This window comes from Hallella bergensis DSM 17361 (assembly GCF_000160535.1).
GTDB lineage: Bacteria > Bacteroidota > Bacteroidia > Bacteroidales > Bacteroidaceae > Prevotella > Prevotella bergensis.
On the sequence record NZ_GG704781.1, the window covers coordinates 654,098 to 670,512 of the forward strand.

At 44.6% G+C, this 16,415-nt stretch carries 15 protein-coding genes and 1 pseudogene; 11 read left to right on the forward strand and 5 right to left on the reverse strand.

The window, feature by feature from the left end:
• Positions 1 to 97 precede the first annotated feature (97 nt).
• The 3 genes from pyrI (at position 98) to HMPREF0645_RS06700 (ending at position 2,631) form a co-directional block, all read left to right on the forward strand.
• Positions 98 to 553 (forward strand): aspartate carbamoyltransferase regulatory subunit, encoded by a 456-nt coding sequence (gene pyrI, locus HMPREF0645_RS06690; protein WP_007174165.1) that lies wholly within the window; start codon positions 98 to 100, stop codon positions 551 to 553.
• Between the two features lie 131 nt (positions 554 to 684).
• Positions 685 to 1,965, forward strand: a complete 1,281-nt coding sequence (gene glyA / locus HMPREF0645_RS06695) for a serine hydroxymethyltransferase (RefSeq protein ID WP_007174166.1) — start codon at positions 685 to 687, stop codon at positions 1,963 to 1,965.
• A 147-nt stretch (positions 1,966 to 2,112) separates the two neighbouring features.
• Positions 2,113 to 2,631, forward strand: coding sequence for a hypothetical protein (locus HMPREF0645_RS06700; RefSeq protein WP_044123351.1), 519 nt, complete (start codon positions 2,113 to 2,115; stop codon positions 2,629 to 2,631).
• A 3-nt stretch (positions 2,632 to 2,634) separates the two neighbouring features.
• Here the strand turns inward: HMPREF0645_RS06700 and HMPREF0645_RS06705 are convergent, their stop codons facing one another.
• The 3 genes from HMPREF0645_RS06705 to ahpC all read right to left on the reverse strand — a co-directional run bounded on the left by HMPREF0645_RS06705 (position 2,635) and on the right by ahpC (position 6,142).
• Positions 2,635 to 3,453 carry a DUF5715 family protein gene (locus tag HMPREF0645_RS06705; protein WP_007174169.1) on the reverse strand — a complete coding sequence of 273 codons (819 nt, stop codon included), beginning with the start codon at positions 3,451 to 3,453 and terminating at the stop codon, positions 2,635 to 2,637.
• Positions 3,454 to 3,859: 406 nt separating this feature from the next.
• Positions 3,860 to 5,419 (reverse strand): alkyl hydroperoxide reductase subunit F, encoded by a 1,560-nt coding sequence (gene ahpF / locus HMPREF0645_RS06710; protein WP_007174171.1) that lies wholly within the window; start codon positions 5,417 to 5,419, stop codon positions 3,860 to 3,862.
• Between the two features lie 156 nt (positions 5,420 to 5,575).
• Positions 5,576 to 6,142, reverse strand: a complete 567-nt coding sequence (gene ahpC / locus HMPREF0645_RS06715) for an alkyl hydroperoxide reductase subunit C (RefSeq protein WP_044123352.1) — start codon at positions 6,140 to 6,142, stop codon at positions 5,576 to 5,578.
• Positions 6,143 to 6,394: 252 nt separating this feature from the next.
• On the opposite strand from ahpC, the pseudogene HMPREF0645_RS06720 reads away from it, so the two are divergent.
• The 8 genes and pseudogenes from HMPREF0645_RS06720 (at position 6,395) to pyrF (ending at position 14,813) form a co-directional block, all read left to right on the forward strand.
• Positions 6,395 to 7,313, forward strand: a pseudogene (locus HMPREF0645_RS06720) (IS982 family transposase).
• Between the two features lie 647 nt (positions 7,314 to 7,960).
• Positions 7,961 to 8,983, forward strand: coding sequence for a PhoH family protein (locus tag HMPREF0645_RS06725; protein ID WP_007174176.1), 1,023 nt, complete (start codon positions 7,961 to 7,963; stop codon positions 8,981 to 8,983).
• A gap of 73 nt (positions 8,984 to 9,056) precedes the next feature.
• A complete protein-coding gene (locus tag HMPREF0645_RS06730) occupies positions 9,057 to 10,007 on the forward strand; it encodes a phosphoribosylaminoimidazolesuccinocarboxamide synthase (RefSeq protein WP_007174177.1) in 951 nt (316 codons plus the stop codon).
• A gap of 8 nt (positions 10,008 to 10,015) precedes the next feature.
• Positions 10,016 to 10,750, forward strand: a complete 735-nt coding sequence (ubiE, locus tag HMPREF0645_RS06735; RefSeq protein WP_007174178.1) for a bifunctional demethylmenaquinone methyltransferase/2-methoxy-6-polyprenyl-1,4-benzoquinol methylase UbiE — start codon at positions 10,016 to 10,018, stop codon at positions 10,748 to 10,750.
• Between the two features lie 50 nt (positions 10,751 to 10,800).
• Complete coding sequence (locus HMPREF0645_RS06740; protein WP_007174179.1) at positions 10,801 to 11,547, forward strand: shikimate dehydrogenase family protein; 747 nt, start codon at positions 10,801 to 10,803, stop codon at positions 11,545 to 11,547.
• An 18-nt stretch (positions 11,548 to 11,565) separates the two neighbouring features.
• Positions 11,566 to 12,729 (forward strand): AIR synthase-related protein, encoded by a 1,164-nt coding sequence (locus tag HMPREF0645_RS06745; protein ID WP_007174180.1) that lies wholly within the window; start codon positions 11,566 to 11,568, stop codon positions 12,727 to 12,729.
• A 141-nt stretch (positions 12,730 to 12,870) separates the two neighbouring features.
• Entirely contained in the window at positions 12,871 to 13,980 is a 1,110-nt protein-coding gene (prfA, locus tag HMPREF0645_RS06750; RefSeq protein WP_007174181.1) for a peptide chain release factor 1, read from the forward strand.
• 2 nt (positions 13,981 to 13,982) lie between these two features.
• Positions 13,983 to 14,813 (forward strand): orotidine-5'-phosphate decarboxylase, encoded by an 831-nt coding sequence (pyrF, locus tag HMPREF0645_RS06755; RefSeq protein WP_007174182.1) that lies wholly within the window; start codon positions 13,983 to 13,985, stop codon positions 14,811 to 14,813.
• 77 nt (positions 14,814 to 14,890) lie between these two features.
• Here pyrF and HMPREF0645_RS06760 read toward each other — a convergent pair whose 3' ends face one another.
• On the reverse strand, positions 14,891 to 15,670 hold the full coding sequence (locus HMPREF0645_RS06760) for a ZIP family metal transporter (protein WP_044123449.1): 780 nt from the start codon (positions 15,668 to 15,670) through the stop codon (positions 14,891 to 14,893).
• Between the two features lie 22 nt (positions 15,671 to 15,692).
• The gene (gene pyrH / locus HMPREF0645_RS06765; RefSeq protein ID WP_007174184.1) at positions 15,693 to 16,403 is read right to left on the reverse strand and encodes a UMP kinase; all 711 of its coding nucleotides are present in this window, start codon (positions 16,401 to 16,403) and stop codon (positions 15,693 to 15,695) included.
• Positions 16,404 to 16,415 lie beyond the last annotated feature (12 nt).

Here is a 16,415-nt window from a genome sequence, read left to right on the forward strand (position 1 = left end):
CCAAGCCATTTTCTGTCATTGCTTAGGCATATCGCTGGAAGACATCAAAAGCGATGTCACGATCATTTGACCATCCTTCACATTATCATTCAATATTATGGGAAAAAAAGAATTACAAGTTGCTGCCATCGAAAATGGTACCGTAATAGACCATATCCCGGCCAATAGAACATACCAAGTTGTCAAACTATTGAACCTTCATGCTTTAGACGTGCAGGTCACCATTGGCTACAACCTTCCGTCAAGTAAAATTGGGAAAAAGGGAATCATCAAGATTTCCAACAAATTTTTTACAGACGAGGAAATAAGCAAACTGTCTGTCGTTGCACCCAAAATCATTCTTAATATGATTAAGGATTACGAAGTTGTGGAGAAGAAGGAGGTGATAACGCCCGATGAGCTTCATGGAATTGTCAAGTGCAACAATCCCAAGTGCATTACAAACAATGAACCCATGCAGACATTCTTCACTGTAATCGATAAAAATGCAGGCATATTAAAATGCCATTATTGCGACATGGAACAAGACATAGACCAAGTTGAGCTGGTTTAACACCATGTCACTGTTTTTCTACCGTCTTGTATACAAATAATCATGTTTTGGTTGCCAATGATAGATTAATTCTATATATTTGCAATCAAATTATAATACAAATCACTTATATATAAACAAACGTCAAGAAGATGCAAAGAGACCAGGAAATTTTTAATCTCATAGAACAAGAGCACCAGCGCCAGCTTAGGGGCATGGAGCTTATTGCTTCCGAAAACTTTGTCAGCGATGAGGTCATGCAGGCCATGGGCAGTTACCTGACCAACAAATATGCTGAAGGCTATCCAGGGAAACGCTATTATGGCGGTTGCCAAGTTGTAGACCAAGTGGAGACACTGGCCATCGAGCGTGTCAAGAAACTTTTTGGCGCGGAATATGCCAATGTCCAGCCTCATTCCGGCGCGCAAGCTAACCAAGCAGTATTGTTAGCTGTTTTAAAGCCCGGAGACACGTTTATGGGTCTCGACCTCGACCAAGGCGGACACCTCTCCCATGGTAGTGCCGTTAATACATCCGGTATTCTTTACAACCCCGTTGGATATACCTTGGATCGGGAAAGTGGACGTGTTGACTATGACGAGATGGAACGCCTGGCCATGGAACACAAACCCAAGCTGATTATCGGCGGTGGATCTGCCTATAGCCGCGAATGGGATTATGCACGCATGCGTAAAATTGCCGACGCGGTAGGAGCCTTGCTCATGATCGACATGGCACATCCTGCAGGACTTATTGCCGCAGGCCTGCTCGACAATCCTCTCAAATATGCCCATATTGTTACCACAACAACTCACAAAACTCTTCGCGGACCTCGTGGTGGAGTTATCCTTCTCGGCAAAGATTTTGATAACCCATGGGGATATACCACCAAGAAGGGCATAGTCAAGCCTATGTCCATGATTCTGAATTCCGCCGTGTTCCCAGGAAATCAAGGTGGTCCCTTGGAACATGTTATAGCTGCCAAAGCCGTAGGGTTTGGCGAAAACCTCCTCCCATCCTGGAAGGAATATGCACAGCAGGTCAAGAAAAATGCAACAGTACTGGCACAAGCCCTTACAGACCATGGCTTCAGCATTGTCAGCGGTGGCACCGACAATCACTCCATGCTTCTGGATCTGCGGCAAAAGTATCCCGATCTGACCGGTAAGATTGCCGAAAATGCACTTGTTGCAGCCGATATCACTGTCAACAAGAACAAGGTGCCCTATGACGAGCGCAGCGCATTCCAAACCTCCGGTATCCGCCTGGGTACAGCTGCCATGACAACACGTGGAGCAAAGGAAGACCTCATGCATCTCGTGGCCGACCTGATCGACAACGTGCTGGCCGATCCTGAGAACGATCAGGTAATCAAGAGCGTTCGTGAAAAAGTGAATGCTACAATGAAAGAATATCCCCTATTCGCTTATTAGACAGCGCGGGGATATTCAATACCCATATCATCAAGGAACAACAGGGACGTTGAATTGGAATTCTTTTCCGGAGACGTCCCTGTTTTATAAATCCAAATTTTGAGAAAACGAATTCGCATTCTACTTATATCGTTGTTTTCGATAACAATGGCAAACTCGCAAACTCCTGTAGCCAATAGAGTCAAAGCCATGGCTAAGAGCTTGCCGGAAACGTCTGTTGTCGTTGCAAAATACACAGACAACCATCGTCATAGCCTCTATTATACAAACACCAACAGACTCTACCGCTATGATGTGCTCACCAATCGACGGGAAGAAGCCGTGTTTTCCAACACGAGCTATGACAAGATTTTGTTGACATGGCTGAGCCCCGACGGCAACTTTATTTTCATAGCCGTGGACAAAGGCAACCTTGTGCCTTCATATATGGATGCAGGTCAGGAACTATGGCGATACGACTCCCGAACCAAGCGTTATTATAAGGTTGGTGTGGGTTTCAACATCAAGCGACGCAAAGGGTGTATTATTATCAAACGGGGCACCCGTTGCCTCAATCCAGCCGCCTCTCCGGACAAACAGCGCTGGATGGCTCAAGATCATTACTATGATTTGTATGGAAAAGTAATTTGGGCGAAAGAAGAGTACGAGGTGGGCAAGCACCCCTGATTCCTACCTTGTAGTAATATGAAAACATCCTTGATGCACTTCATATTTCACATAACATCTGCCGGATTCCCTCATATCGCGCAACACCTCTGCCAAAATGTATTTCAAGGTGTCGTTGCGCACCTGTCGCCGATTTTCTCCGGGTGCCTCCACAGTTTTGTATCGGTTGTAGCAAATGTCGAAAGTAGTGCCATACATGTGGCAACTGTTCAGCGTGGCATTCCTGTTTCGACCATATAGTTTGGCGACATCATCCTTCGACCGCATCACGCTGGTCACTATCAGTTTATGCAAAGGAACGCCTTTCAGCTGGAGGCTGTCAAAAAACACAACTCCAATATCGTGAAGCAAATGGGAAGCACGTGGCACAAGATACGGAATGCTGTTATTGAGCTTGTCTACATGAAAATAAGGATTGCCGGCCACATACACCAGTTCAGACTTTCTCGTCTCAGCCTCATCCCTGTTGGCCACAGGCTTTACGCCCCATTTTTGAGCTGCAGTATACTGCACATCCTGAGCATCGGGGAACGACTTGGAGTATCCGGGAACGCTCAATATCCTGTTTTTGGCTACAGAGCCGTCGGGCCTGAAAAACTTAGCTCCCGTCCTTGTTTCAGACTCTCCCTTCGTTTCCCGTCCCGGCGTCACACTTCTGGTTGTCGCGATATTATCTTGAGATTCAGTCGATGACACCGTATCTTCCTGCGATACTTTAACCGTTCTGTCCTCTGCAACAGAAGGAAAGATGCAACGAATCAAAGCCAAGACAAGCGTGACAGCCAAAAATCCCTTTAAAAATTTTGTTTTCGTTATTTTCATTTCTCATGCAAAAATAGCACAAATCTAAAGATCCACAAAAACAAAATGCAGGAAAAGGCACTTTTACACCTAAGAAATTATCATATTTGCATTTCCGTACAGGCTTTGCCAAATTGGATTGCGGAACAGCTGTTCAAGCCTGACTTTAAACTTCAAAAAAGCTATTAACCAGAATTCGAGATAAGAATGTCCTGTTCTCAATAGCTCACCTTAGGGCATAAATATATATCCTCTATCTTGAGACAGAGGTTATCCATGAAACGACCCTATAGACAAGATGGCACTCGCATGGAATGCTATCCTATCTGCACAAGAAAAGCAAAACAAGCTGCTTTATTCGTACGTTCTTTTTAATGTAATCACATTTCGTCTAAAGATGTTGCAACTTCAGGAAACAAATGACAAACTAAATTACGCCCCTAATCCTGTCGTCAAAGGCAGAAAGGGCTGCTTTGGCTCCTTCGCCCATGGCTATCATGATTTGTTTATAGGGTACGTTGGTAACGTCTCCTGCAGCATAAACGCCAGGTACGGTAGTCCTACAATAGTTGTCTACCTCTATCTCGTGGCGTTGATTTAACGGAAGCGTCTCACGGAAAGGGTCGGCATTGGCAGCCAATCCTATCTGTACAAAGATGCCGTCTACTGCTATGTCACGTTCTTCATCGTTGTTGCGGTTCTTCACACGAATGGCTGTTACTTTCTGTCCGTCGCCCACAATAGCCGTGGTTTGTGCCATGGTGAATATTTCCACATTATCTAAACTTTTCGCTTTTTCTTGTAAAACGGTGTCAGCTCGCAAGGTCTCGCCAAATTCAAGTACGGTTACCTGTTTGCAGATACCCGCCAAATCGATAGCCGCTTCTACGCCAGAGTTGCCTCCTCCGACCACTGCCACATGCTTGTTCCTATAGAACGGACCGTCGCAGTGGGGACAGAAGTGTACGCCATGTCCCATATACTTAGCCTCGTCTTGTACGTTGAGCTTTCTCCAACTTGCACCTGTGGCAATGATGACCGCAGGTGAGATAAATATTTCACCGCCTTTTACATGTACTTTTTTTAGTTTTTCGTCGAAAAACACCTTGTCAACCTTTCTGTTGTCAAACACATCAATAGGGTATTCCTTGAGGTGTGTAAGGAGATTGTCAGCCATCTTCGCTCCTGTTGTCTTGGGAACAGATATAAAGTTTTCTATGCCAACCGTATCTTTCATCTGGCCACCGATATTATTTGCAATGATAGCTACATGCAAACCCTTGCGTGCAGAATAAATAGCAGCCGACGCTCCAGCAGGACCACCTCCCACAACTACAACATCGTAACGACGTTCCACAGGTTCTTGGTTCTCATCCTCTTCGCTGCCAATCATGTCTTCTAATTTAGTCAGCAGTTCTCCCAAGCTACCCCGCCCTATGTGCAATAACTCTCCGTTGGCATATACCGTTGGCACAGCTTGAATATTCAAGTTGTCTACCTCGTCTTGAAACAAGGCTCCATCTATCATTTCGTGCGTAATTTTTGAACTGGTCAGCGCCATGACGTTCAACGCCTGTACGATGTCGGGACAGTTGGTGCAGGTTAACGATACGTATGTTTGCAGTTTGATGTTTCCTTTGAGCCGTTGGATGCGCTTGCAAATCGCATCATCAGGCAGGTTCTTACCCTTGCCATCGGCATTTAGAACAGCCAAAAGAAGTGACGTAAACTCATGACCGTTGGGTATGCCACGAAACATAACGCCTGTTTCTTCATTGTCTTTCAGTAGAGAGAACTGAATAGTCATGTCATCGGTCTCCACAAATTGTGCCTTAAAAAGCTGGGATGTGGAAACAAAGTCGTTGATAAATTCTTTTAGTTCTGCGGCTTTTTCATGCTGCGGATGCGCCGTTACTTTGAAAGTATAATGATGGGTTAAGCCTTTAAAAACATCTTTAACCTGTTGTAAGATAGTTGTATCTAACATTGTGCTATAAATTGTTTATATTTGAGTAATTTTTCATTATGTTTCTAACAGGAATGTAAAAAGGAATAAAAAAAGGCAGCTTGAGAAAGCAACAACGATACTAAGTTCGTAGGTGTTTTCTCTCAGCTACCTTTCAAGTTGGGTTTTTAATCCTTCTTACAGTTTTCCTACTAAGTCGATGCTTGGTTTCAATGTCTCTTCACCCTGCTTCCACTTTGCTGGACAAACTTCACCGGGGTGAGATTCTACGAACTGTGCTGCTGATACCTTACGTACCAACTCGTCTGCGTTGCGACCAATGCTATTGTCTTGAATCTCTGCAATCTTAATCTTGCCCTCTGGATCTACCAAGAAAGTACCGCGATAAGCTACACCTTCGTCTGCTTTGTAAACGCCAAAGCCCTTTGCCAACACTGCCAATGGGTCGGCAAGCATGGTGTAGTTAATCTTCTTGATACTGTCAGATGTGTCGTACCATGCTTTGTGTACAAAGTGGGTATCGCAACTAACAGAGAACACCTCCACACCCATTTTCTTTAATTCTTCGTACTTGCCTGCTAAGTCTACTAACTCTGTAGGACATACAAAGGTAAAGTCGGCTGGGTAGAAGAAGAAGATTGCCCATTTGCCCTTGATATCTTCGTTTGAAACTGTCTTAAACTCTCCCTTTTGGAATGCCTGAACCTTAAACTCAGGAATTTGTGCATTGATAATTGTTTCCATCTTTTTATTTAATGTAATGCAATGAATGAATAACTTGTTATTTGTAATTATTACAAAGTTAATCATAAAACAATAGAAACAAGAATCTTCTAACGACAACAATGCGAATAATAACCATAATTATGGTTTTTTCTTCGATCTTAACATATTTATAATCTGAGTTCGGGATAAGAAAGTGATGAAAAAGTTGGTAATCTCGTTATATTTTGTACCTCTATATATGATTATCAACAAGTTACAAATATTATAGCGATGATTACCAAAGACAAAATTACAGAGATTTTTTGTATTGCAGATGACTTCTGCAAGGAATTTGATGTTGAAATAGCAAAACTGGCTCTGCAGGAGCCTGACGGCATCAAGCATAGAAAGCGTAAATGGCGAATGAGCCGTGCGGAGATTATGACTATTCTCATCTGTTTCCACTTCAATGACTTCCGCAATTTCAAGCATTACTATCTATTTTATGTCAGGGAGCACTTGAGGGACTTGTTTCTCCGAGCAACTCTCCTATAACCGTTTCATAGAACTGGAATCAAGAGTTGCTGTTGAGATGATGCAGTTTCTTCAAGTGTGCTGTCTGGGACGTTGTACCGGAATAAGTTTCATAGACAGCACGCCCATACCAGTGTGCCACAACAAGCGCATCCGTCGCAATAAGGTATTCAAGGGATACGCCTTAATCGGGAAAAGCACGATGGGATGATATTTCGGCTTCAAACTGCACTTGATTTGCAACGAGCGTAGGGAGTTGATTAACTTCATGTTCACCAAGGCGAATGTGGATGATAGGGATGAAAGAGTGTTCAGCAGGCTCAGTGACAACCTCTTCGGCAAGTTGTTTGCTGATAAGGGGTATATATCCCAAGGGCTTTTCGAAAGATTATACAATGATGGCATTGACCTTGTCACGGGGCTGAGGAGTAACATGAAGAACAAGCTAATACCCTTGTATGACAAGATATTGTTCAGAAAGAGGTCGGTCATAGAAATCATCAATGATGAACTGAGAAACGTGGCACAGCTGGTACACTCCAGACATAGGAGCGTTTTTAATTTTGTCATAAATGCACTGTCGGCACTTGCAGCCTACTGTTTCTTTGAGAAGAAGCCGGCTATCAATGTAGATTTCTCTATAGACCGACAAGGACAGCAGCTCACACTGATCTAAAGTCAGTCATATCAGAGCTTGATGGAAACTTATGGATAATCTCTGTCTCAAGATAGAGGAGATATATTTATGTCCTTGGGGAAGCTATCGAGAACAGGACATTCTTATCCCGAACTCAGGTTAATAGAAACAAAAGAATTGTTATACATCAATGACTCACGGATTAATAAGTTCATGTAATTTTCCTGACAATCCCCTTTCTAAAATTCTTTTATTTCATAACAAATAGTCTTCGGCCTGAGATTTTAAAAATTTAAGGATGCTTATTATATCGTTGGAATTCAACTACTTATCAAATTTTCTTATAAGAAACGAATTTTATCTTCCTTGTTTAGATATCAAACGGCCGGACGGTTAAAGTCTAACCGCACGATGACAAAGCTGTCGACGTATGCTCACAAAGCTCCAACCGCATCGCCAAAAGGTACCAACCACGCAACCACCATTATTTTTGCACTTGACCAACCTTAATTCAACGACCGAAACATGGCGCTTTTTGCTCTGGATATCTACCGAAAAAACATGAGAATCCGGTAATTTTATTTTATTCAAGACACCTCGATACATTTCCTGAAATTATTTTCTCAAATTCATATATTTATTGTAATTTTGCATTGTTCGTGTTGATCTAATTATAAGTAGGTATTTTGATAGAGAAACATATTATTTTAGAGGATATTGACCCAGTTGTTTTCTATGGAATAAACAACGTGCATCTCCAGATGCTCAAATCCTTGTTCCCCCAGCTGCGCGTCATGGCACGCGATAATGTCATTAGGATCTTAGGCGACGAGGAGGACATTAGGAAAATAGAGGCTTGCATTGAAAACATGCGCAAGCATGTTCTGAAATACAATTCTATTTCGGACGAAGACATTCTGGATATTATCAAAGGTCACAAAACCAAGGCTGATGCCGTAAAAGACGTCGTGGTCTTCAGCACCTCCGGCAAGCCTATCAAGGCACGCTCGGCCAATCAACAACTCCTCGTAGACGCTTTTGCGAAACAAGACATGATATTTGCTGTTGGGCCGGCCGGAACCGGAAAGACTTATCTCAGCATCGCCTTGGCAGTAAAAGCCCTGAAAGAGAAAAGTGCAAAAAAAATAATACTGAGCCGACCAGCTGTAGAGGCCGGCGAGAAATTAGGATTCCTGCCTGGAGACATGAAAGAGAAGATAGACCCCTATCTGCAGCCACTATACGACGCCTTGGAGGACATGATTCCATCATCCCGACTGCAGGACATGATGGATAAACGGATTATCCAAATAGCTCCCTTGGCATTTATGAGAGGGCGAACCCTGAGCGATGCGATTATCATTCTTGATGAAGCACAGAACACGACTACAGCACAGATCAGAATGTTTCTCACCCGCATGGGGTGGAACTCGAAGATGGTCATCACCGGAGACATGACACAGATTGACCTTCCCCGCGAGCAGAAGAGCGGACTGAAGGAAGCCTTAGATATTCTGTCGGGAATCGAGGATATATCTTTTATCAAACTCACACAAAAAGATATTGTTCGTCACAAGCTCGTCACCAGCATTGTCAATGCCTACGAAGCCTACGACCGACAGAGGCAGAAAGAAGAGAAAGAGTATCGAAAATCTTCTCATGAAAGGCGGCATTCTCACCTTGAAGCCAATGACAGTACAGAAATTTAAAGTTTAACCATTTAATAATAGGAGCCCCCCAAGCGTAGAGCATTCCTTGGATAAGGAACGGGGAAAAGTGTTTATGAAAGCATTAACAAAAACGGATTTCCATTTCGAAGGACAAAAGAGTGTTTACCACGGTAAAGTGCGCGACGTTTACAACATTGACGACGACCTTATCGTCATGGTAGCCACCGACCGCATCTCAGCATTTGATGTTGTGTTGCCTAAAGGTATACCTTTCAAAGGGCAAGTGCTCAACCAAATTGCAGCAAAATTTTTGGATGACACCAAGGATATTTGTCCGAATTGGAAACTTGCCACTCCCGACCCCATGGTAACCGTGGGAGTGAAATGCGAGGGATTTCGTGTTGAGATGATTATCCGGTCCATTCTCACGGGATCTGCTTGGAGAGCATACAAGGACGGATGCCGAGAGCTTTGTGGCGTAAAGCTGCCTGAGGGCATGCGCGAAAACCAACGTTTTCCTGAGCCCATCATCACTCCGACAACAAAGGCTGACGAAGGGCACGACCTGAACATCTCGCGTGAGGAAATTATCTCGCAGGGAATTGTATCTGCCGAAGACTATGCCATCATAGAAGACTGGACCCGTAAACTGTTTGAACGCGGACAGGAAATCGCTGCCAAACATGGTCTGATCCTCGTAGATACCAAATATGAATTCGGAAAGAGTGGCGACCAGATATATCTGATCGACGAGATACACACTCCCGACTCAAGCCGGTATTTTTATGCAGACGGCTATGAAGATCGTTTCGAAAAAGGCGAACCACAAAAGCAACTCTCCAAGGAGTTTGTACGCCAATGGCTCATTGACCATAACTTTATGAACGAGCCCGGACAAACAATGCCCGAGATTACCGACGAGTATGCAGAGAGTGTTTCTGAAAGATATATCGAACTCTACGAGCACATCACCGGAGAAAAGTTTAACAAGGCTGATGAAGAGGAAGATATCGCTGCGAGAATAGAGCGCAACGTTAAGGATTATCTTGCCAAACGCAAGTAAAATTCTATATGTACCAGCAAGAAAAGATTAAACCATACGGCAGCAGTGGTGACAAGGGAAAGCTCGTAGAAAAAATGTTTGACAACATTGCCGACAATTACGACACCCTAAACCACCGCCTGTCGTGGAATATAGACAAAGGATGGAGACGCAAGGCTATCAGGCAGCTGGAGGGTTTCCATCCTCAAGTTATTCTCGACATTGCTACCGGAACCGGTGACTTTGCCATACAATCGGCATCATTGCTCAAACCTCAGAAAGTAATTGGGGCTGACATATCTGAGGGAATGATGGCCATAGGACGCAAGAAAGTGGAAGCTATGGGCATGGGGGATATGATTAGTTTTCAGAAGGAAGACTCACTCAACATGTCGTTTGCTGACAACACGTTCGATGCCGTAACAGCGGCTTTCGGCATTCGCAATTTTCAAGACCTTGACAAAGGGCTCAGCGAAATGCACCGGGTGCTTAGGCCGGGAGGACACTTAAGCGTGGTGGAACTTACAACGCCTGTTAAATTTCCCATGAAACAGCTATATGCATTATACTCGCATACCATCCTCCCACTGTTTGCAAGTCTTTTTGCCAAAGACAAGAGTGCCTATGAATATCTGACGGCCACCATTGAGGCATTCCCACAAGGCGAACAAATGATGGATATTTTGAGGAAAGCTGGATTTCAGGAAGTATCCTTCAAACGACTCACTTTTGGAATTTGTACGCTATATTTAGCTCAAAAATAATTGTTAACTACGTTTTATGTAGTTGAATGACAAACTAAATACAAAGTAAAATGGACAAATATGGACTGATAGGTTATCCGCTGACGCATTCCTTCTCGATTGGATTTTTCAATGAGAAATTCAAGAGTGAGGGAATAGATGCCATCTACGAGAATTTTGAAATACCCTCCATAGAAGATTTCCCGGAAGTCGTGGACACAAATCCGAATCTGAAAGGCCTGAACGTCACTCTCCCCTATAAGGAAAGGGTTATAGCCTATCTTGACGTCCTAAGTCCGGAAGCACGTGCCATTGGAGCTGTGAATGTTATCAAAGTGAGTCATAAAGGCAAGGATACTCAATTAAAGGGGTACAACAGCGATGTCATCGGATTTACCAAAAGTATTGACCCCTTGATAAAACCCTACCATAAAAAGGCATTGATTCTCGGCACCGGCGGTGCGTCCAAAGCTATTGACTATGGACTTAAATCGCTTGGTTTGGAGACCGTGAAGGTGAGCCGCTATGAGCATGCGGACACCATACAATACGAAAATATCACAGCCGACATTGTGAAAGAATACAATGTGATCGTGAACTGCACTCCCTGTGGCATGTATCCGAACGCTGACGAATACCCTAAACTGCCGTATGAGGCCATGGATTCAAATAATCTATTATACGACCTGATATACAACCCAGACGAAACCCTGTTTATGAAAAAAGGCATGGAACATGGGGCTGTGGTGAAGAACGGACTGGAAATGCTGCTCCTGCAGGCCTTTGTCAGCTGGGAGTTTTGGAATAGTGAAGACTGATTTTAGATATCATCAATTATGAACAACAGATATATGATGCGTGGCGTGAGTGCTGCCAAAGAGGACGTACACAAGGCCATCAAGAACATTGACAAGGGACTTTTTCCCCAGGCATTTTGTAAAATAATCCCCGACGTGCTGGGCGGCGACCCAGACTATTGTAACATCATGCATGCTGATGGTGCCGGAACCAAATCCTCGCTGGCCTATATGTATTGGAAAGAAACCGGCGATATAAGCGTGTGGAAAGGTATCGCACAAGATGCCATTGTGATGAACACCGATGACTTGCTGTGCGTGGGTGCGGTGGATAATATTCTCGTTTCGAGCACCATAGGCCGGAACAAAATGCTGGTTCCCGGCGAGGTGATTAGTGCGATTATCAACGGTACTGATGAATTACTTGCACAAATGCGCGAAATGGGAATTGGGATATGGCCTACCGGCGGTGAGACGGCCGACATGGGTGACCTTGTTCGAACAATCATCGTAGACTCCACTGTTACGTGCCGGATGAAGCGATCGGATGTGATCGACAATGCCAACATTCGCCCGGGCGATGTGATTGTAGGACTAAGCTCCACCGGACAAGCCTCTTACGAGAAACAGTATAACGGGGGTATGGGTAGCAATGGCTTGACCAGCGCCCGTCATGATGTTTTTGCCAAGTATCTGGCAGAGAAATATCCTGAAAGCTATGACCATGCCGTGCCAGAGGAGTTAGTTTACAGCGGTCAGTACAAGCTTGGCGACATGATTGATGGCGTTACGCTTGATGCCGGACAACTCGTGCTCTCTCCCACCCGCACGTATGCTCCTGTTATTAAATGTATGCTTGATGAGCTTCGTCCTGAAATTCATGGCATGGTGCACTGTACGGGAGGAGCTCAGACCAAAGTACTGCATTTCGTGAATGAGAATTGCAAAGTGATCAAAGATAACATGTTCCCTGTGCCTCCATTGTTTAAGACCATCCACGACTGTTCGGGCACAGATTGGAAGGAAATGTACCAAGTGTTCAACATGGGACATCGCATGGAGATATACGTGCGTCCCGAGGTTGCAGAACAAGTAATATCCATCAGCAAGAGGTTTAATATTGATGCCCAAGTGGTGGGACGGATTGAGGAAGGAGAGCGCTCCCTGACCATCCAATCAGAATATGGGGAATTTAAATACTAAGTAAAAGCTCTTCTGCTGTTCCAAGTAAGGATTATGTGATAATTCCGAAATAGAAAAACAAAAGAGGAGTTAAAAAGATAGGACACGGAGAACAGCACACCATATTCGAATGAAGATAACATAGATTTTTAAATAGTATTTATGGCAGAGAATAATATATTAGAAAAACTTGACGGATTAGAGTCTCGCTTTGAGGAAGTAAAGACTCTTATTACCGACCCTTCAGTCATAGCCGACCAGAAACGATACGTCAAGCTCACAAAAGAATACAAAGACTTGAGCGACATCATGGATGCTCGTAAGAGATACATCGATTGTCTGAATGCCATCAAGGAGTCCAAGGATATAATGACTAACGAGAGCGATGCGGACATGAAGGAGATGGCTCGCGAAGAGCTATCAATCAACGAAAGTCTGCAACCTCAACTCGAAGAGGAAATTAAAATGGCTCTCGTGCCCAAGGATCCGGAGGATGCAAAGAATGTACAAATGGAAATCCGTGCCGGTGCCGGAGGTGATGAGGCTGCACTCTTTGCCGGAGATCTATTTAACATGTACAAGAAATTCTGCGACACAAAGGGGTGGTCTGTTAGCGTGACAAGCGTGTCAGAGGGTTCCGTAGGTGGATACAAGGAAATTGACTTTGCCGTGAGCGGTGACAATGTGTATGGCGTTCTCAAATACGAGAGCGGTGTGCATCGCGTGCAACGTGTGCCTGCTACCGAAACACAAGGTCGGATGCATACCTCTGCTGCAACCGTAGCGGTACTGCCTGAAGCTGACAAGTTTGAGGTTAACATCAACGAGGGAGACATCAAATGGGACACGTTCCGATCAAGCGGTGCCGGGGGGCAGAATGTCAACAAGGTGGAATCCGGAGTGCGCTTGCGCTATCCATGGAAAAATCCGAACACGGGTGAGGTGGAAGAGATCCTGATCGAATGTACAGAAACTCGGGATCAGCCCAAAAACAAGGAACGTGCATTGAGCCGTCTCTACACCTATATTTATGACCACGAACGTTCCAAATATCTTAACGATATATCGAGCCGGCGCAAGAGCCTTGTATCTACTGGCGATCGCAGTGCAAAGATACGCACCTACAACTTTCCCCAAGGGCGCATCACTGACCACCGCATCGGATACACCACGCATGATCTGCAGGGATTTCTGGGTGGTGATATTCAAGATATGATAGATCACCTCACCGTAGCTGAAAATGCAGAGAAACTTAAAGAAAACGAATTGTAAAGATGAACAAGCAACAATTAATAGAACAAATACGGGTTAAGAAATCTTTTCTTTGTGTGGGACTCGATACCGACATCGAAAAGATTCCGGAGCATCTGCTTACAGAAGAAGACCCTGTCTTCGCCTTCAACCAACAAATTATTGATGCGACTGCACCCTATTGTGTGGCATACAAACCGAACCTGGCCTTTTATGAAAGCCTTGGCGTAAAAGGCATGATAGCTTTTGAGCGAACCATCACCTATCTCAAGAAAAACTATCCCGAACATTTTATCATCGCTGATGCCAAACGTGGGGATATCGGCAACACGTCGTCAATGTATGCGCGCACATTCTTCAAAGAATACAACGTCGATGCCCTCACCATCGCTCCTTACATGGGGGAAGACAGCGTCAGCCCTTTTTTGGAGTACCCAGATAAGTGGGTAGTGTTACTTGCCCTCACATCCAACAAAGGATCTCACGACTTCCAGCTGACGGAAGACTGCAAAGGTGAACGCCTGTTCGAAAAAGTGATGCGCAAAAGCCAAGAATGGGCAACCACGGAAAATATGATGTATGTAGTAGGTGCTACTCAAGGAAAGATGTTGAAAGACATCAGGAAAATTGCGCCCAATCACTTCCTGCTTGTCCCTGGCGTTGGTGCACAAGGGGGAAGTCTGCAAGAAGTCTGCAAATATGGAATGACGAAAAACTGTGGATTGCTGGTTAATTCAAGTCGCGGCATCATCTATGCAGGGCACGACAAAGACTTTGCAAAAGCTGCTGCCCAAAAAGCCAAGGAGCTTCAACAAGAAATGGCAATCGAACTGACAAATATTGAAGAGCGATAAAAAGTAATGCTATGAACATGGACAAACTGTTGTTTGTCCATGGAGTTTTTCACAGGTGATGTGGTGTTGGCTAATGCTTAGCCCAACACCACATCAAGCACCATCATCAATACAAAACCAATAGCAAAGCCAATGGTCGACCAGTTGGTATGTTTACCCTCTGATGCTTCGGGAATCAGCTCCTCTATCACGACATAAATCATAGCTCCTGCAGCAAAAGACAGCAAATAAGGTAAGACAGGAGTCATCACAGAAGCCAGAAGAATCACCAAGATAGCCCCAATAGGTTCAACGACTCCACTCAACGTACCCATCACAAACGACTTCATCTTGCTACCACCCGCAGCTTTCATTGGCATGGAGATAATAGCTCCCTCGGGAATGTTCTGTATCGCAATACCTATCGCCAGCGACATGGCACCAGCAGCTGATATCCACTGCCCCTCTTGCAATGCTCCGGCAATGACAACACCCACCGCCATACCCTCAGGGAAGTTGTGTATCGTGACAGCCAACGATAACATCGTAACCTTGGACAAGTGAGCTCTGGGCCCCTCAGGAGTAGTATTACCCATGTGAAGGTGAGGCGTTACTGTGTCGAGTATCAATAGGAAGCCCATTCCGGCAAGTAATCCCACTGCTGCAGGCACTACCATCATCTTGCCCATATCCGCAGACATTTCCATCGACGGAATGATGAGTGACCAAACTGAGGCCGCCACCATTACACCCGATGCAAACCCCAGCAAGGCTTTCTGCAATAAGGGAGACATTTCATCTTTCATAAAAAAGACGAAAGCAGATCCCAGCATCGTACCCAAGAAGGGGATCATCAATGTTAATATCAGGCTATCCATCATGAGTTATACTTTACCTACCTCAATTGTGTACCAGCGTTCCTATTTCCTCACCGGCTATCACCTTTCCAAGGTTGCCAACAACATCCATGTTGAACACATAGATGGGCAGGTTATTATCCTGACACATGCAAATCGCTGTTAGGTCCATAACTTTGAGTCCACGTTCCAACACTTCCTTATAAGTGATTTCGGAAAATTTAGTTGCAGAAGGATCTTTTTCTGGGTCAGCACTATACACCCCATCCACACGAGTTCCCTTGAGCATCACATCAGCCTCAATCTCAATGCCGCGAAGTGAACTGCCCGTATCAGTGGTGAAGTATGGACTGCCCGTTCCGGCTGAGAAAATACAAACCCTGCCCTCCTCCATAGCCTCGATGGCTTTCCATTTGTTGTAGTACTCGCCAATAGGCTCCATACGTATAGCGGTCATGACCTTGTTTTTCACACCAATAACATCAAGTGCAGAGCTAAGAGCCAACGAATTGATTACTGTGGCACACATCCCCATTTGATCACCCTTCACACGGTCAAAACCCTTTTGGCTTCCACTCAATCCGCGAAAGATGTTCCCGCCGCCAATCACAACACTGATTTGAACGCCCATGTCATGAACCTCCTTAATCTGGCAGGCATAATCATTTAATCTGTCCGCATCTATGCCATAGCCTTGATTACCCATAAGACTCTCACCCGAAAGTTTCAATAATATTCTTTTAAATCTTGCCATTTTATTATTGTT